Annotated in this window: 16 protein-coding genes and 1 tRNA gene; 9 read left to right on the top strand and 8 right to left on the bottom strand. The window is 45.0% G+C overall.

The window, feature by feature from the left end:
• Positions 1-36 precede the first annotated feature (36 nt).
• The 7 genes from IS446_RS08130 (at position 37) to IS446_RS08100 (ending at position 5,628) form a co-directional block, all read left to right on the top strand.
• The gene (locus IS446_RS08130) at positions 37-2,016 is read left to right on the top strand and encodes an Ig-like domain-containing protein (RefSeq protein WP_203059619.1); all 1,980 of its coding nucleotides are present in this window, start codon (positions 37-39) and stop codon (positions 2,014-2,016) included.
• Positions 2,017-2,028: 12 nt separating this feature from the next.
• On the top strand, positions 2,029-2,988 hold the full coding sequence (locus tag IS446_RS08125; RefSeq protein ID WP_203059617.1) for a PorP/SprF family type IX secretion system membrane protein: 960 nt from the start codon (positions 2,029-2,031) through the stop codon (positions 2,986-2,988).
• Positions 2,989-3,230: 242 nt separating this feature from the next.
• Complete coding sequence (idi, locus tag IS446_RS08120; RefSeq protein WP_203059615.1) at positions 3,231-3,761, top strand: isopentenyl-diphosphate Delta-isomerase; 531 nt, start codon at positions 3,231-3,233, stop codon at positions 3,759-3,761.
• Complete coding sequence (locus tag IS446_RS08115; RefSeq protein WP_203059613.1) at positions 3,758-4,168, top strand: 6-pyruvoyl trahydropterin synthase family protein; 411 nt, start codon at positions 3,758-3,760, stop codon at positions 4,166-4,168. Before idi ends, IS446_RS08115 begins: the two co-directional genes overlap by 4 nt.
• A 59-nt stretch (positions 4,169-4,227) precedes the next feature.
• Complete coding sequence (locus IS446_RS08110) at positions 4,228-5,190, top strand: type I phosphomannose isomerase catalytic subunit (RefSeq protein ID WP_203059882.1); 963 nt, start codon at positions 4,228-4,230, stop codon at positions 5,188-5,190.
• 36 nt (positions 5,191-5,226) lie between these two features.
• Entirely contained in the window at positions 5,227-5,493 is a 267-nt protein-coding gene (locus IS446_RS08105; RefSeq protein WP_203059611.1) for a hypothetical protein, read from the top strand.
• A gap of 61 nt (positions 5,494-5,554) precedes the next feature.
• Positions 5,555-5,628, top strand: a tRNA-Thr gene (locus IS446_RS08100).
• A 243-nt stretch (positions 5,629-5,871) separates the two neighbouring features.
• Here IS446_RS08100 and IS446_RS08095 read toward each other — a convergent pair.
• The 5 genes from IS446_RS08095 to IS446_RS08075 all read right to left on the bottom strand — a co-directional run bounded on the left by IS446_RS08095 (position 5,872) and on the right by IS446_RS08075 (position 12,070).
• Positions 5,872-6,621 carry a DUF4369 domain-containing protein gene (locus IS446_RS08095; protein WP_203059609.1) on the bottom strand — a complete coding sequence of 250 codons (750 nt, stop codon included), beginning with the start codon at positions 6,619-6,621 and terminating at the stop codon, positions 5,872-5,874.
• A 49-nt stretch (positions 6,622-6,670) separates the two neighbouring features.
• A complete protein-coding gene (locus tag IS446_RS08090) occupies positions 6,671-7,936 on the bottom strand; it encodes a DUF819 family protein (RefSeq protein WP_203059606.1) in 1,266 nt (421 codons plus the stop codon).
• Between the two features lie 81 nt (positions 7,937-8,017).
• Positions 8,018-9,880 (bottom strand): M61 family metallopeptidase, encoded by a 1,863-nt coding sequence (locus tag IS446_RS08085; protein ID WP_203059604.1) that lies wholly within the window; start codon positions 9,878-9,880, stop codon positions 8,018-8,020.
• 47 nt (positions 9,881-9,927) lie between these two features.
• Complete coding sequence (locus IS446_RS08080; protein ID WP_203059602.1) at positions 9,928-10,749, bottom strand: Cof-type HAD-IIB family hydrolase; 822 nt, start codon at positions 10,747-10,749, stop codon at positions 9,928-9,930.
• Position 10,750: 1 nt separating this feature from the next.
• A complete protein-coding gene (locus IS446_RS08075; protein ID WP_203059600.1) occupies positions 10,751-12,070 on the bottom strand; it encodes a serine hydrolase domain-containing protein in 1,320 nt (439 codons plus the stop codon).
• Between the two features lie 141 nt (positions 12,071-12,211).
• Here IS446_RS08075 and IS446_RS08070 point away from each other — a divergent pair, with 141 nt between their 5' ends.
• Positions 12,212-13,012: a S1/P1 nuclease gene (locus IS446_RS08070; RefSeq protein WP_203059598.1), complete on the top strand. Its 801-nt coding sequence runs from the start codon at positions 12,212-12,214 to the stop codon at positions 13,010-13,012.
• A 19-nt stretch (positions 13,013-13,031) separates the two neighbouring features.
• Here the strand turns inward: IS446_RS08070 and IS446_RS08065 are convergent, their stop codons facing one another.
• A complete protein-coding gene (locus IS446_RS08065; RefSeq protein WP_203059596.1) occupies positions 13,032-13,901 on the bottom strand; it encodes an AraC family transcriptional regulator in 870 nt (289 codons plus the stop codon).
• Positions 13,902-14,060: 159 nt separating this feature from the next.
• Here IS446_RS08065 and IS446_RS08060 point away from each other — a divergent pair, with 159 nt between their 5' ends.
• Positions 14,061-14,486: a hypothetical protein gene (locus IS446_RS08060; RefSeq protein WP_203059594.1), complete on the top strand. Its 426-nt coding sequence runs from the start codon at positions 14,061-14,063 to the stop codon at positions 14,484-14,486.
• A 785-nt stretch (positions 14,487-15,271) separates the two neighbouring features.
• On the opposite strand, the gene IS446_RS08055 is transcribed toward IS446_RS08060, so the two are convergent.
• Positions 15,272-15,865, bottom strand: coding sequence for an alpha-ketoglutarate-dependent dioxygenase AlkB family protein (locus tag IS446_RS08055; protein WP_203059592.1), 594 nt, complete (start codon positions 15,863-15,865; stop codon positions 15,272-15,274).
• Positions 15,865-16,740, bottom strand: coding sequence for an AraC family transcriptional regulator (locus IS446_RS08050; protein WP_203059590.1), 876 nt, complete (start codon positions 16,738-16,740; stop codon positions 15,865-15,867). Before IS446_RS08050 ends, IS446_RS08055 begins: the two co-directional genes overlap by 1 nt.
• Positions 16,741-17,073 lie beyond the last annotated feature (333 nt).

The raw sequence follows: 17,073 nt of genomic DNA, 5'->3' as shown, positions 1-17,073 counted from the left end.
AATAGAATTTAAACATTAAGGGTTGAAACAAACTTTTTGAAAGGAATAAATACACATATCGTAATCGCACTCACCATGGTTTTTCTGGCCCTGGGAGCTCCCTTACACGCCCAGTTCATCCTGCAGGCACCTAACAGTACCGACGAAACGAATTACCGTTGGTATGAAGCCCAGGATCCGGCCACGGTATTGGGAACAACCGATACGTATGAGGTGTTTACTCCGGGAGTCTATTGGGCGACCTACGAAGGTACCATCTGTGGGAACAACGCGACCAGTTACTTTGTGGTAACCTGGTGTGGGGATCCCGACGATCAGGTGACCCTGGATATTTCACAAAGTGTTCCGGCCGGTGCTAATATTACCTGGAATCCGCCCGTTAGCGGTGATCAATTAGCGCCTACCGTGACTGCCCTTTACGGATTAAACAATATTGTAAGATACCAGCCTGTGGTGGAGATCCTGGGGAATTCCAAAGCCCTGCCCACCTTTGATGTGATCTGCCTTCAACGACCATTCACCCTGGTCGACGATGTGGTGGTTACCGATGAAGAGGTGCCGGTAGATATCGATGCGCTTGCGAATGATATCAATATCCCGAATGTTGGGGTGATCTCCAATACGAACGCCTCTAACGGACAAGTAGTATATAACGATGGAGGTACGCCTTCTGATCCGAGTGACGACTCGTTTACCTATACTCCGGCGCCCGATTATTTCGGTCCGGATAGCTTTACCTATACACTAACCCTGATCAACTCAGACGGGACTACGGTGGTAGAAACCGCCACGGTGAACATCACCGTGAATAATGTGAACGACCTGCCAATTGCGGTCGATGATTACGCTACGACCGAGTCGCCACTGCCGGTTACCATTGATGTGCTCGCAAACGATAGTGATCCCGATGGTGATGTGCTTACCGTAACGAACCTGACCCAGCCCGGAAACGGAGTGATCGTGAACGACGGAAACGGAAATATTACCTATACTCCGAACGAAGGATTTAGTGGTAGTGATGCCTTTACCTATACCATTTCTGATGGTAACGGCGGAATTGATATTGCCTATGTATATATCGCGGTGACGCCACCGGACGTGATCATTGCAGACTATGCAGTCGATGACGAGGTGACCATTGAAGAGGATACCTCTGTGACCATAGCCGTGGTTGATAACGATAATATCCCTGCCGATGCTACTTCTGTAGTGATCTCGGATGTTGAACAGCCACTTACTGCTTCAGTTGTAGTGAATGCTGATAATACTATAACTGTAACTCCGGAACCTGATTTTGTGGGTACACTTATTATCGGATACGAGATCATGGTAACAACACCGGAGGAAGTATCGGTGAGTCAGGCTATGATGATCATTGAAGTGACCCAAGTACAGGATGTTGCCATCGATATGGTTTCTGTGAACTCCTATGATCCGGAACCGGTGGTGATCGATGTGTTTGCAAACGATACTTTTGATCCGGGAAGTACCCTGGTGATCATTAGTGTTTCCGATCCTATAAACGGGGAGGTAACCATTAATGACGATGGTACAGTTTCTTACCTGATCGATGAAGGGTTTGAAGGTACAGATATCTTCACCTACACTGTGAGTGTTGTGCATTCTGACGGAACCTTCAATACCGAGCAGGGGACTGTTCAGATCAACGGATTCTACGAGGAAGAAACGGTAGAACCTCCGGTAGAAGAAGAGGAAGAGGTTTATGTACACCAGTTAATGACCCCGAATGGAGATGGTCAGAATGACTTCCTGAGGATCTACGGTCTGGAGAACTATCCGAACAATACTGTTCAGATCTTTAACCGTTGGGGAGTTAAGGTATTTGAAACCGAAGGATATGATAATTTGAGCAATGTGTTCAGAGGAATGTCTGAAGGCAGAATGACCATTAGTAAAGACAGTATGTTGCCATCCGGAACGTATTACTATGTTCTTGACTATGAAGTGAACGGAAACAGTAAACGCCTGGCAGGGTACTTCTATATAAACAATTAAGGTATGGGAAGCATGAGAAGGAGTATTTTTACGTGTCTTATCGTTTTGTTTGGGCTTGCTATTACTGCAGAGGTTCAGGCGCAGCAGGATGCGCAGTATACCCAATACATGTATAATACCATGAGTGTTAATCCGGCCTATACCGGGAGTCGCGGACTCATGAGTATCACCGGGCTGTACCGCAACCAGTGGCTTGGGCTGGACGGTGCTCCTGAGACCCAAACGCTCAATGTGCACACCCCTTTAAAGCGCAGTAAATTTGGTGTGGGAATGTCGATCATAAACGATAAGATCGGGAATGGAGTTAACCAGCAAACTTGGTTCGATGGTACCGTCTCTTATACCGTTCAAACTTCTTATGAGGGGAAGCTTTCTTTCGGACTTAAAGTTGGGGGGAGTTTGCTTAATATCGATTTCACACAACTCAATCAGTACGACGATGTGGAGTTTACCGCAGCCGATAATATTCAGAACAAGTTTTCTCCCAATATTGGAGCGGGAGTGTATTATCATACAGATAACTACTACGTAGGTCTTTCGGCGCCCAATCTCCTGGCGACCGAATATTTTAATGATTCTAATAATGAGAACACCGATGTGTCTTCTTATGTGGCTAAAGAACGGGTTAGTTATTACCTGATCGGGGGATATGTTTGGGATTTTGACTACCGATGGAAGTTTAAGCCTGCATTTTTGACCAAGGTGGTTTCAGGAGCTCCAATACAGATGGATCTTTCTGCGAATTTCATGTATAACGATCAGCTTACCGTCGGACTGGGATATCGACTTGATGCGGCGATCACTGCGATGTTCGGATTTCAATTAAGCAGAACCCTTGCTGTGGGTCTGGCCTATGACCGCGAGATCACCCGTCTGGGTGGTACAGCCTTTAATAGCGGCTCATTTGAGTTCTTCCTGCGCTATGAGCTTATCAGGAATTATAGCAGGGTGCAAACGCCGAGGTTCTTTTAGTTTAGGTAAAGAGGTAAAGGTGTGAAGATGTAAAGTGGGATTATACATGATAAAATATGGATTGTAAATTTTATATTTTAATCTTCATAACCTCATAACCTCATAACCTCATATCCTCATAACCTCATAACCTCATAACCTCATATCCTCATAACCTTATAACCTCATAACCTCGTAACCCTATAACCTTTTTAGATTTCCTTAATACAATTTTAACTGCGAACTCGTATTTTTACCAGCCTATGAAAGAAGAAAGAGTTATCCTGGTTAACGAAAAAGACGAGCCCATCGGAACCATGGAAAAGATCGAGGCTCACGAAAAGGCGTTACTGCACAGAGCCTTTTCTGTTTTTGTGTTTAATGACAAGGGGGAAACTATGATCCAGCAACGGGCCTTGCACAAATACCATTCGCCCGGATTGTGGACCAATACCTGTTGCAGCCACCAACGCGAAGGGGAGACCAATATTCAGGCCGGCAAACGCAGGCTTATGGAGGAAATGGGATTTACCACCGAACTTCAGGAGGTTTTCTCTTTTATCTATAAAGCTCCTTTTGATAACGGACTCACCGAGCACGAGTTGGATCATGTTATGATCGGGAAATATACAGATGCTCCTGAGATCAATCCTGACGAAGTCGCAGATTGGAAGTGGATGTCTTTGGAAGACATCAAATCGGATATGCAGGATCATCCTGAGAACTACACCGCCTGGTTCCGCATCATCTTTGAAAAGTTCTATGCCCACATCAGTAAAACCAATGTGCTATGAGGGTAAAGGTTAGTCGTAAGGCGCATTTCAATGCCGCGCATCGGTTGTACCGTAAGGACTGGAGCGACGAAAAGAACGCAGAGATCTTTGGGAAGTGTAATAATCCGCATTTTCATGGACATAATTACGAACTGGAGGTTAGTGTAACCGGGGCGATCGATCCTGAAACCGGATATGTGATCGATATGAAAGACCTCAAATACCTTATCAGGGAACAGGTAGAGCAGTATATGGATCATAAGAACCTCAATGAGCAGGTTGAAGAATTCAAAACGCTCAATCCTACTGCAGAAAATATCGCTGTGGTGATCTACAACAGGCTGCGTCCGCATCTTAAAGAATCCCTTGACCTTGAAGTTGTGCTCTACGAAACCCCCCGAAATTTTGTGACTTATTCCGGAGAGTAGTACCTTTGATTCTTCGAATTTTTATTACCTAAAATCACATTATATTGGGAGCAGAAGCACTGTATCCTCTGAAGTTCACGCCTATATTTAAGGATTATCTTTGGGGAGGTACAAAATTGAAGGAGGTATTAGGAAAGGATGTTACAACCCCGACAGCAGCAGAAAGTTGGGAACTTTCCGGAGTAGATGGAAATGTTTCTATCGTTGCAGAAGGAACCTTAAAAGGTAAGAGTCTACAGGATCTTTTGGAAGTTTATGGAGAAGACCTGTTGGGAAAACAGGTGTTTGAACGTTTTGGTCCTAAATTTCCGATCCTGATCAAGTTCATCGATGCAGAGAAAGATCTTTCCGTACAGCTCCATCCGGGAGATGAATTGGCTAAAGCCCGACATAATTCTTTTGGAAAGACCGAAATGTGGCATGTAATGCAAGCCGAGAAGGATGCTGAGCTCATCGTGGGCTTCAATAAGTCGTTAACCCGGGAGGAGTATGTTAAGGCCATGGAAGAAGGGAAGCTTCTTTCTATTCTCAACAGGCAAAAGGTGGCCTCGGGTGATACCTTCTTTATCTCACCTGGAAAAGTACACGCTATAGGAGCGGGAATCCTTTTAGCAGAGATCCAGCAAACTTCGAATGTAACCTATCGCATTTACGATTACGACAGAAAGGATAAAGACGGAAACACCAGGGAACTTCACACCGACCTGGCCCTTGATGCTTTGGATTACGACCTGAGGAACGATTTTCATATGCAATACGCTACCGATGAAAATCGCCTGAACCCAATGGTGAAGTCACCGTACTTTATTACCGATTACCTTCATTTAACAGATCGTGTTGATATTGATGTCGAGCAACGTGATTCTTTTCATATTTATATCTGTACCGAAGGAGAGTCCGTTTTTACGGTTAATGGTAAGGATCATACGTTGCATATGGGGGAGACTCTTTTAATGCCGGCGTGTATCGACAAGTACAGCATACGTTCTGAACATGCAAAAATATTAGAGGTGCACCTTTAAATTGGTTACCTTTGCAAGCAATAAACAATACGCATTATGGCAAGTATCAAAGATCTTAAGAAAGATATCAATTACGTGCTCGGTGATATTATCGAGACCGTTTACGTATGGGAACTAACCGCCGAAGATAAGGCTGCTGAAAAAGGAGAAGCCATCATCGATGAGACTATTGAGCATTTTGACAAGCTTATTGCCAAGGTGAACGACCGTTCGGTTGAAGATCGTGGAGCTCACCTCAAGCAAGTAAATAAAGAGCTTGAAGAAGTGGCGAACGCATTGGTCGATAAGATCAATAAACTTTAATGAAAAATATATTTGGATATTTCGGTGGCAAGTGTATTTTTGCATCCGAAATATTCAAAAGGCCGATGTAGCTCAGCTGGCTAGAGCAGCTGATTTGTAATCAGCAGGTCGTGGGTTCGAGTCCCTCCATCGGCTCAAAAAAAGCCTCCCTGAAAAGGGAGGCTTTTTTGTTTACGGAGAGGCGGTTATTATTCAATTCAAGAGCGTGCGATAATAACGTTCTCCTTCCCATTCCAGGGGAAGGTGGCCTCTGCTTCAGCAGAGGTCGGAAGGGGTTGCTGAATTCTATTAGTCCGCCACTTCGATGTTGATCCTTCACCATAACCCATAAAAAAAAGCGCCCCAATGGAGCGCTTTATTATTGATTAGAGAGCGAATCTACATATTAGCTTCCTCTTCTTTGATATCTTCTTTAACATCAGCCTCAGGAGCGTTCTTTACTTCTTCGATGAAGTCGGCGAACTGCTTTCCGTATTTTGAGTTCATCACTTCCGGAGTGATCGCCTGAGCAAGGGAATCCAGGTATTTTGGGCCTAATTGTCCCAGTTGATTCAGTGCGATATAAGGCGTAACATATGAATCGACGTTATTGAAAGCGAAATTCACCGTGTACAAATAGCCTCTCTGGGTATTTTTCTCTCTCAAGCGACTCAGGGAGTCAACGGCCTTTATAAGTCCTTCCTGACCCGCTTCCAGGCTTTCTTTGATCAATTCCAGGTTCTTATCAGAGAACTTCGCCATCATTCGGCTGTATTCAACATATTTATCATGGCTAACAGAACCTTCTACTTTCGCTTCAGCAGCAAAATAGTCATGAGAGGTAGTGATATTGATCGCTCCGGGTTCTCCGAAGAATTCCAGCATATCGTTCATGGCATTTCCGTCTGCCTTATCCAGGTAAAGGTAGAATACTTCCGGAGAAGTCACTTCTGTGGTAAAGCTAAAGGCAGGGTCTCCATCGATCACCAGGGAGTCGAGGGTTACCAGCGTGGTGTCTTCTACTTTTTGGAAATAAAGCGTTCCTTTCTTCAATCCGTCAACGGTCCCTGTTACCAACATTTCATTTTCATTCGTAGAACAGGAAGCCAATACTAACAGGCATAACAGCGAGGCAAAAATTCTAGGCATAATTTGAGTTTTTAGATCGGGCAAATATCAATAATTCTGTGTAAACTAACTAAAGGGTACTCGCGATTTCCATAAGGTAGGCGCAAAACAGTGCGGCATAGGTTCCAACGACGTAGCCAAATACCGCCAAAAGTACGCCAACCGTTGCCAAGGAGGGGTGGAAGGCTGCGGCCACAACCGGGGCAGAAGCTGCACCTCCTACATTGGCCTGGCTACCCACTGCCAGGAAAAAGAAGGGCGCTTTAATGAGCTTAGCGACCCCAATAAGCAGTAAGGCGTGGATCGTGATCCAAACCAATCCGATAACAATTAATCCCGGGTTTTCTAAAACCTTAGACAGGTCCATCTTCATACCAATGGTGGCTACCAGTACATAGATAAATACCGAACCGAGCTTACTGGCACCGGCACCTTCGTACTGCTTCGCTTTGGTAAAGCTTAGGAGAATTCCCAAGAGCGTGGCAATGGAGATCATCCAGAAGAACTGAGAGCCAAAAGAGGCCAGGGCACTGGTCTTATCCTGAACCGCAGCGACATTCTCATTGAGGTATGTCGAGATATTGTCGGCACCCCAATGGGCGATCCCTACCGTAACGAATGCGATCGAAAGCATGATCATCAGGTCGGTGAGGCTGGGGTTGCGGGTAACGCTTTCGGTGAACTTGATCACCTTTTGTTTCAGCTCTTCAATGGCCGAATCGTCTGCGCGAAACCACTTATCAATAGCCTTGTTCTTTCCGATACCCAGGAGGATAATGGCCATCCACAGGTTGGCCACCACGATATCTACAAGTACCATTCCGCCGTATTTTTCGGGATTGTATTTAAAGATCTCCAGCATGGCAGCCTGGTTGGCACCTCCTCCGATCCAGCTTCCCGCAATAGTTGCGAGTCCGCGCCAGATGGCATCGGGGCCCACACCCCCAACGGTTTCCGGAGAGACTGCGGCGATGAGTAAAATAGCAATGGGGCCGCCAATCACGATCCCCAGGGTACCTGTAAGGAACATGATAAGGGCTTTCGGGCCTAAATTAAAAACGGCTTTAAGGTCCAGGCTCAGCGTCATGAGCACCAGGGAGGCAGGCAGGAGATACCTGCTGGCCATAAAATACAGGTTCGATGTTTCATCAGAGATCACTCCTGCAGAGGTGAATATCGCCGGGAGCAGGTAGCACATAAGCAGTGCCGGTATGATCTTGTAAAAGGATTTCCAAAATCCGGATGTTTTAGACGAGGTGTAAAAAACAAAACCCAGACAAAGGGCCAGGATCCCAAAAACGATGGTGTCGTTGGTAATCAGTGGTGTGTTTTCCATGTGTAGTTGTTTAGGTTTGGGAAAATACAAAAACCATAAAAAAAACAGGAGCCTGAGCTCCTGTTTTCTTAAAGGTTGGCGTTATTCTGTTAACCATGCCTTTCGCAGATCGATGATCTCTTGTTCTATATGTTCCATTGGAATGATCTTCATGGTATTTAAAATCGGACTTGTGACCTTGCCTTCGAGCACCATTTCCCGGCCCTCGCGATCGATCTTCAAGGTGATCGGGTCATCTACCTGCCACGAGAAGGAGGTCATGATAAGTTGCTGGGCACTGTCCAGGTCATAGCTCACCCCGTTGATCTCCTTGATCACGTCTCCACCTTCCAGACCCAGCTCGGTATAAAAGCTGCTCAAAGGAATGTTACGCACATAGATCTCTCCCGAGGGTTTGGCATCGACAAAAGGTTCTTCTTCGGTCTTAAAAAGATACGAAGGGGTAGCGATAGTGGTTTCCGTAAGGGTAAGTCCGACCTTATTGAGGTAGGTCTCATAAGGAATAGGGGTGTCTCCCTGGATATAGGTCTTAATAAATTCCCCGACTGCAGGGTAGGTAAGTGCTTCTATAGCTCCGAAGAGTTCTTCATCTTTAAAGGGTTTGTCGGCACCATACCGTTCCGACAGGGCTTTCATAAGTGATAAGATCCCGCGATCTCCCTTGCTTTCTTCCCTGATAATGATATCCATACACATGGCGATCAGGGCGCCTTTTTCATACACATTGGCGTAGTTGTCCTTGTAAGGGGCTTCCAGGATATTCGCGCTCATTTCGGTGAACGACATCTGGTCGTCATACATGGAAGCATTCTGTATCTTTTGATAAATGCGGCTGTAAAACTCATCTTCCCCGATGAGTCCCTGATTGATCTGGAACAGCTGGGCAAAATATTCTGTTACTCCTTCGTACATCCAAAGGTGTTGGGACATCTCCGGATCGTTGTAGTTAAAGTAGTGCACCTCTTCTGAGTGAATGGTCAGGGGAGTTACGATATGGAAAAACTCATGAGATACCACATCGACCATGGTTTCAACGAGCATGGATTTTGGCATGGTCTCCGGCAGGACCACAGTGGTCGAGGTGTGATGTTCCAAAGCTCCGAAGCCCTGAGGACCGTTTTGGTTCATGTCGCTTAGATAGAGTAGGATATGGTATTTTTTGGTGCCATCCAGCGCTCCCAGGAAACGTTTCTGTGCCTTCATCATGGTCTCCATTTCGCTCTTAAGACTTAGGGCCGAATACACTTTGCTTGGAGAGTATACAGAGAGGGTTACCTCAATGTCATTCACCATAAAACTTTCTGAGTCGGGCCTGGAGAACATAATGGGATTATCGGTGACCTCGAAATAGCGCGAAGCGTAGAACATGTCACTACTGTTATCCTTTTTGTTGTTGCTAAGACGCGTCAGTGAGGTTGCGGCTTCGAGCCCTTCGGGTTTGATGAATTCCAGTTCGTAGGGCCTACGGTCGTATCCCTCGAAGTATCCTACCAGCATATGGAGGTTCAAAAAGAAATTCTCTCCCTTTTCGATATTGGTTCCTGCCGGGGAGAACACCGGAGAATCGGTTTGGAACTCGGTGTCAAAGGTGTCGTTGGCCTCATAGGTGATGCGGTCCAGGTACTTTCCTGGTGTTATGGACCATCGGTTAGGTCCGTCTTGAGTTACCGGGAGCGCCTTTCCGCGGTAGTCGTAAGCGCTTACATTTTGTATGTATTTCCCGTAGTTGTCTACCGAATAGGTGCCGGGAACGGTCTTCGGTATCATAAATACGACCGTGTCTTGGTTAAATCTTCCCGGATCTACAGTTACTGTTATTCGATCTTGAGAAACATTGACCAGGTCTAACTGCGCCTTTACGGGCAGGTCGCCCGCCATATCATTAAATTTTGGAGAGCACCCGGTAAGCAGGATCCCCGCTAATAGCCATACTATATTTTTCATCGTAAAGGTCTTTAAATTCATCATGTGATCTACAATAAGGTTTGTTGTCAGAGTTCCCTGGAGAATTCCTCGAGAAAGCGTCCAACCCCATCTTCCTTATGGTGGCCGGTGATGGTATTGGCTACGGCTTTAAGTTCTTCTCTGGCATTGGCCACTGCCACTCCCAGTCCGACGGCATTGAGCATCTCAATATCGTTGTAATTATCACCAAAGGCTACGGCCTGGTCGAGGGTAATGCCTTCTCCCATGGCATCGAGCAGCATATTGATCCCGGTGAGTTTTGACACGCGTTTGTTCGCGATCTCGATATAGGTGTCTTTTGATCGATACAGGTGCAGGTCTGTCCCGAAGTGGGCTTCCATATAGCTATAGATCTTGTCGATCTGTGATACCTCTCCCATACACATGATCTTATGCGCCCCGATACCTTTTGATCGCCAGGAGGCCAGGGTCTCGCGATTTGAGCGTACCTCAGGAGTTACGCGGGTATTGTTCTCTTCGCGTTTTGCCCAATAATCCATAGCTTCTACAGTCCATTCGTCACCGTGATACAGGCTCAGGTGTACCGGCTGGTCCTGGGCTTGGTTAAAGTCGATAAGTGCCTGGGTGTGTTCAGCGACGATCTCAGTAGAATGAATCGGCTGATCACCATGAAGTACAAGGGCTCCGTTATAGGCGATCATCGATTGACCGAGGTCTTCAAGCTGCTCCTGGAAATAGGTCATCTGCCTCGGCATTCTCGATGAGACCAAAATAAACGGCAGGTGTGATTTTATTTTTTTGATCTGTGCCGCCGTATAATCCGAAATGGTACGGTTACTGTCTAACAGGGTTCCATCTATATCGGTGAAGATGATCTTGTATTTCATGTTATTCTGCTTTAATAAACATCATTTGTTTGCCATTCTTGTGGAGTACCACCCCAACAATCTGGCCTTCTTCATTCGTTTCAAATTCAAGGTGGGCTTTGAGCCCGGTATAAAAAAAGCGCTTCTCGCCCATAAAATGCAAAGATAAGGTATCTTCTTCCTGCACCACCTGCAAGGTGTCCTGAAGCGTTTGCAGTTCAAGGGAGGCATTCATAGCGTCGTTGATGTATGTGCCTGAGAATTTCGATAGCTGCGCTCCGTTAATGGCTTGTGGTATATAGCGCTCAAGGGAATAAACATGAGGGTTTACCAGGTGCATGCCAATATCCGTGATGTCGGCCGCATCTGTGTTGGTAGCCAGGGTAATGACCCTTTGATGCTTTTGGTCAATAGCGATAAACGTATTGAAGCCTTTGTAGTGGCCTGAGTGATAAAGTATACCCTCAGGATCCTTGAACCATCCCATTGCTACTGCCAATCTGCTATCTTCGCTGTGGAATGTGGTAGTTGCCAGTTCCATGGCCTTTTGCATGGTTGGTGGGGGAGAAAGGATCTTCTTTCCGTAGTCCAGCAGCTCTTCAATATTGGCAGTCCACCATAAGGTAGGGGCAGAAAGTACGAGGGTATTTTCATTAGCCGTTTCAAGACTCAGTCCTGATGCCAGGGAGGCTTTTGAACCTTTTGGAGCAATAAAAGTGAGGTTTAGACTTAAGGGGTTTATGACTTCACGAACAACAATTTCCGGGTAGGGAGTTTTTGTGTATTCTGAGAGTCCGTTAGCCAACAAGGCCATGGCCCAATCAGAGTACAGCAGGGCTGTGCCGGCACGATACGGACGAATAGCTTCGGTAGCTCCTTCTTCAAATAGTGCATCCCAGCTGGCTTCCGGAGTTAATGCGATCCCTCTCTGGTCTTTGAGTCCGCTGCGGTGGGTTACCACATCGAGTATGCTAACAGACTGACCGCTGAGATCTTTAAAAGGCAGTTCCGGGGTAACGAGGCTTCCCAGGGTTGTATCTTTTTTTATCCTTCCCGAGACGTCCAGACTTGCGGTGAGCAATCCGGTGAGGGTGTTCCCCAGGTTTCCAAGGCGGTAGCGGGTTTTTGGGGTTGCTTTGATCCCTGTATGCGCAGTGCCTGCAACAAAAGTGTGATCTCCTAAACTGTCGTGTATGGCGATGGCTATGGACGGATTGATCTTGAGGTTGACCCGGTTCTGAATTTCATCTTTGATCATTGGGGGAACCTGGGCAAGACCATAAGTACAAAAGAATATGCCCGGAATGAGTAGTTGCAGAATGCGTTGATTATATGGTATCAAAGGCTTTTTAACGCTTAAAATTTTAGCGTTTAAAGGTATGAAAAGTTGCCTGAACCGATCGGATTGAGGAATTTAAAAATTAGTGAAAATGCGGGAAGAGGCGTTAATAATGTTTAATTTTAAAAAAAATATCGAAATCGTATGAGAAATATTGTCCTGGTATCCCTGTTTCTTCTATTTAATATCCACACTACGGTCATGGCCTCTGCACCTGTTTGGGGAAAAACGGGTCATCGCGTTACTGCCCAGGTGGCCGAAAAGTACCTTACGCCTGTGGCCCGACAAAAGGTAAAGGCCCTGTTAAAGGGGAAGTCATTGGCTTTGGTCTCTACTTTTGGTGACGATATAAAATCTGATGACCGTTTCAGAAAGTACAGCCCATGGCACTATGTGAACTATCCGCTTAATAAGGAGTACGAAGATCAGCGACCTTCAGACCAGGGGGATATCGTTCAGGGTATTGCCAAATGCGTTGCCGTTTTGGAAGACCCTAAGGCTTCTGATGCCGATAAGGAATTTTTTCTGAAAATGCTGGTTCACTTTATCGGGGATCTCCACCAGCCCATGCATATCGGGAAGGCTGAAGATAAGGGGGGTAATGATATACAGGTACGTTGGTTCTCTGAAGGGAGTAACCTCCACAGGGTATGGGATTCTAATATGATCGATGAGTTCCAGATGAGCTATACTGAACTCAGCAATAATTTGCCGGTACTTACCCCGGATATGACCAATAATATTTCCCGTGGCGATTATAAGGATTGGATGAGGGAAACCAGGCAACTAACCAAAGAGGTATATGCATCTGCACGGATTGGTGAAAAGTTAGGGTACAGGTATATGTACGATCATTTTGGTGAGGTACGCATGCAATTGCTCAAGGGAGGCATCCGACTTGCGGCTATGCTTAATGATATCTTCGATCCCACTTCGGCCAAATAGGTCCTTTGGTAACAGGACTTTATTTACGTAACAGATGGCCGTAGCGGTCCCTGAATTCTTTTGGGGTGAGCATATGCTTCTTTTTAAAGGTCTTGGTAAAATGACTCTCGTCGGTGAACCCGAGTTGGTGTGCGATCTCTGAGATCGGGGCGGAGGTGTTCTTCAGCCGGAATTCGGAGATCAGGATCTTGTAGTTCAGAATGTACTGTCTGATGCTCTCTCCCGTTTCTTTTTTGAAAAAATTATTGATATAGTTAGGAGACATATGAAAGGTGTCGGCCAGGTTTTCGATCTTCATAAGCTCAGAATCGTATACATTTTGCCTGATATACCCCAATAACTGGTCTGCTTTGTTGATGTATACCGTAGGCTCAGGTTGCCCCTCGGTCCGGTAGCGGGCGATGATATTCCTTGCGATGATGCTCAGAATGGTAGAAACGCCATCCGTTAGAATGTGGAGGTAAAACTCTTTCTCTTCCTTGTACTCATTTACGATAAGTGATTTGGCGTACCATACGATCTTTCGATCTTCAGGATTATCGATAGCATCGCCGGGAAGAATATTCGGGTGATGTAATATATGCTCTATGAGCTCCAGCCAATCGGTACGGTCGGGCAGCCTGGTCTTGTTTGAAAAGAAAAGCTCCGTAAAACGTATGTTGGTAAAATGCGTTAATTCTTCAATGTCGAAACTGTGTTTATCTTCCGGAGCGATCAGAAATACACACCCTTTAGTGTAAGGTACTGCAATGTCGTTGATATGGTGTATGCCTTTTCCTTTGTCAATAAAGATCAGCTCAAAATAATTCTGCCGGTGTGGGACGACATCCCAGGAATCGGTTTCCCATTCATTAACGATAAAGGCGTTGTGTAAGTTAAATCGAGTCATAATGAAGCTGTCTTTTTTTACCGTGATCCTGCGGTTTTGATCTTTTTGATGTTGTTAATCAGATAGTTGCGACTGGACTGGCAAAAATATCGTCTTTTTTTACAAGTAAAGAATTTGTAACCCTTTTTATTTTTGCGGTCCTGAAAATCAGTAGAATAGATGTTTAGAGATGTTTGGTGTTTGACACCCCACTGGAAGTGGATGTTCATTGCAATGTTGTTGCTGCACGGAGGGTATCACATCCTCTTTTTTGACGCCTTCATTAATTTGTGGAATGCAGGATTTCAGGAAACAGAGGTCTTTACCGGAAGTCTGTATTTATACTCCGTGATCTTTATTCCGCTATTGCAACTGGTTGCGGGTTTGATGCTCGTATTGGGATATAAGGAAAAACTGGTATTGGGCGTTTTGTTCTATGTCTTACTGTTTGCCGGATATTGTGCCTTAGACAGTAATTATCCCTTAGGCTTTATGGCCTACTTTGGGATGGCCTTTTTTGGATTGTTCGTGCTTTCAGGGCAGTACTGCGACTGCAGCTGTCAGGAGAGTAAAAAATATAGAAAGATACCTACAGGAGGTATGTAACGTGGTCTGACCCTAAACAGCCACTTACAGGATCCTGCTATGTTCATTTGATTTTTTTAAGTTGTTGAACAGGGGGGCGATAGCCTCCCTGTTTTTTTATACCCCAAAACGATAGGTGTTCTTTCTCCAATACCTAGAGCTCTCTTTTTAAGCCTCACTTTTTCTAATGAAATATAACGGTTTTGCAACCTTAGCGATAGGGTTAAAAGAAACGGTGTTTACAGTAAGTTTTTTTCTGGATATCAGTTAAATGGTTGATTTGCAGGAAGTAGAGAATAACAAACCAGTTTTTGCTCGTTTTTTACAGGATCCAGGCCGGATCACTACCGTATCTTTGCCCTGTTGATAATGAGACGACTAACAGCTATGTTAGTCCATCTAACCTTAAGCAGGTAGATACAAAGTTTTCATAATTGATTTTTTAAGTTGGTTGGTTGATGATACAGGGATTGCATTCGCATTCCCTGTTTTTTTTTGTAGTCATGAGGTTGGAACAATAACCGTTGTTTCGTCTGTTTGCAAGACTACAAGGCGTGTAGGTTTAAGTAGCAGTAAATCAGCAGGGTACGAGGTTGTTTCTGAAGAAAAATGCTTGTTTTTTACTGTTTCTGAATCGGATAGCTGAACGATATTTGCATCGTTGAAAATCAAGGGGTTACCATATGGGCCCGGGAATTAAGAACAAGTTTTTCATATTTTGATTATTGATTTTATTGGTTAGTGTTTTAAAAGGGATCTGGTGCTGATCCCTTTTTTTATGTCCTATCCCGGAGATCAAAAAATGGCTAAAGAATATTTCTGAAGGTGAGGTTGATCCTCGGTGTCATTTGGCGTTTGCTTTTTGGAAGCTGGTGTTGCCAGTGATGCTGGGTGCTTCCCTTCATAAGAAGAATACTTCCGTTTTCAAGAACCAATTTTTGCTTTAGTGACTTGTCCTTTTTATGGCGAAAGTGAAACATGCGGTCCTGCCCAAAACTAACTGAGGCGATCACAGGATCGGTGCCCAATTCCTTTTCATCATCGGCATGCCAGCCATTCGAATCGTTTCCATCCCTGTAGAGATTGAGTAAGCAGCTGCTGAAGTCGGTTCCGGTGAGCTCTTTTACCCGCTTCAGGATCTCGTGGAGCAGGGGCGTGTATGGGTTGGGATCAAGGGTGAGACCACTATAGGTATAGGGATTGCTATTTGCTGCATAAAGTGCAGTAAGCCTGGGTTGGTCGATCCATTTTCCGAAAATACGCACCTGATCGGCTCGCCACGCTATTTCTTTATACAGTAGCTCATAGTAGTGTTTACTTTCTGCTACATTAAAGGCATTCGGAAAGTACCAGACATCGGCCTGTGGCATATCAAGGGCATATGAAAGGGCTTTATCCATCAGGAAGTAAGTACTTGTTTGTGGCTGTTTCGATATTCTGAAGGCGATTTTCCTGTAAACTTTTTAAACGATTTATTGAAGTAGGAAAAGTTGTTGAAGCCACATTCAAAGCTAATTTCGGTGATGCTCATTTTGTTTTCCGAAAGTAATTTGGAGGCGTGCACCAAACGGTATTCGTTAACGAACTGAGTGAATGTTTTTCCCGACACTTTTTTGAAGTATCTGCAAAATGAGGGCGTGGTCATTCCGGCCATATCGGCCATATCATCGAGTGGTATGGGCTCCTGGAAATGGGTTTTCACGTGATTGAACAGCTTATTGATGCGTTCATTGTCTTCTACATTAGCTTGCATAGTATATCCCGATGCGTTCAGGATCTGATATTCCTGAGAGAGCGACATATCATTTAGTATGGATAAAAGCCCCAGGAATCGATCGAATCCCTGGCGGTCGGCGAGTTCCAGGACACGCTTCCCAAGGTGATATTTGGTTTCACCTCCAAAGGCTAATCCAGTTTTACTACGTTCTATAAGCTGCCTGATATTGCGCATTTCCGGTTTGTTTTCGGTGAGACTGTCTATGAACTCAGGGTGAAACTGTATAACGATCTCACTTTCATTACCGGTAAGTTTATCGGTGAATCCGCAATGTGGCAGGTTGGAGCCTATAAGAATAAGCTCTCCTTCGGTAAAATAGGATATATGGCTACCTATTTGCCGCTTTCCTGATCCGCCATGAACATACACCAGTTCGATCTCCGGATGATAGTGCCAGTAGTTGGTGTTCTCATTCTCGCTACTGTTGTAACGTGCTAGTGTATAGGAGCTTCCAAAGGAAGGGTTGATACGTTCCAGGGCGGGTTTCTTGGTGCTCATATGCTGTTGTTTTTTAATAGCTAACCATGCTTACTGCATGCAAAGATATGGAATATTAACCTGAATATGTGTTAATTTAACACGGGGTTAATTTATGAGGTAGTAATGCGTTAATATAGTGCATATATCGGTAAAAATTACCGTAGTGGCCCCTGTATGCCACTCCTATATTTGCAGCGTTACTGAAGTTCAACCCAAAACAAGTTTAGAGATGAGAAAATTATTTAAAATGAGTTTTGCCCTTTTGATGATCGCATTCGTTGGAACCGGGCAATTGGCAGCAAACACTGTAGAAGATAAAGTGATCTTATTGAATGAAGGTGGTGAAGCTAA

The sequence above is a fragment of the Robertkochia sediminum genome (assembly GCF_016786255.1).
GTDB lineage: Bacteria > Bacteroidota > Bacteroidia > Flavobacteriales > Flavobacteriaceae > Robertkochia > Robertkochia sediminum.
This window is presented reverse-complemented; position numbering and strand designations above follow the sequence as displayed.

Coding starts and splice junctions, on each gene's coding strand:
- IS446_RS08060 (WP_203059594.1), top strand. CDS start 14,061: ATGTTTAGAGATGTTTGGTGTTTGACACCCCACTGGAAGTGGATGTTC.
- IS446_RS08095 (WP_203059609.1), bottom strand. CDS start 6,621: ATGCCTAGAATTTTTGCCTCGCTGTTATGCCTGTTAGTATTGGCTTCC.
- IS446_RS08090 (WP_203059606.1), bottom strand. CDS start 7,936: ATGGAAAACACACCACTGATTACCAACGACACCATCGTTTTTGGGATC.
- IS446_RS08115 (WP_203059613.1), top strand. CDS start 3,758: ATGAGGGTAAAGGTTAGTCGTAAGGCGCATTTCAATGCCGCGCATCGG.
- IS446_RS08085 (WP_203059604.1), bottom strand. CDS start 9,880: ATGAAAAATATAGTATGGCTATTAGCGGGGATCCTGCTTACCGGGTGC.
- IS446_RS08080 (WP_203059602.1), bottom strand. CDS start 10,749: ATGAAATACAAGATCATCTTCACCGATATAGATGGAACCCTGTTAGAC.
- IS446_RS08050 (WP_203059590.1), bottom strand. CDS start 16,740: ATGAGCACCAAGAAACCCGCCCTGGAACGTATCAACCCTTCCTTTGGA.
- idi (WP_203059615.1), top strand. CDS start 3,231: ATGAAAGAAGAAAGAGTTATCCTGGTTAACGAAAAAGACGAGCCCATC.
- IS446_RS08105 (WP_203059611.1), top strand. CDS start 5,227: ATGGCAAGTATCAAAGATCTTAAGAAAGATATCAATTACGTGCTCGGT.
- IS446_RS08055 (WP_203059592.1), bottom strand. CDS start 15,865: ATGGATAAAGCCCTTTCATATGCCCTTGATATGCCACAGGCCGATGTC.
- IS446_RS08070 (WP_203059598.1), top strand. CDS start 12,212: ATGAGAAATATTGTCCTGGTATCCCTGTTTCTTCTATTTAATATCCAC.
- IS446_RS08065 (WP_203059596.1), bottom strand. CDS start 13,901: ATGACTCGATTTAACTTACACAACGCCTTTATCGTTAATGAATGGGAA.
- IS446_RS08125 (WP_203059617.1), top strand. CDS start 2,029: ATGAGAAGGAGTATTTTTACGTGTCTTATCGTTTTGTTTGGGCTTGCT.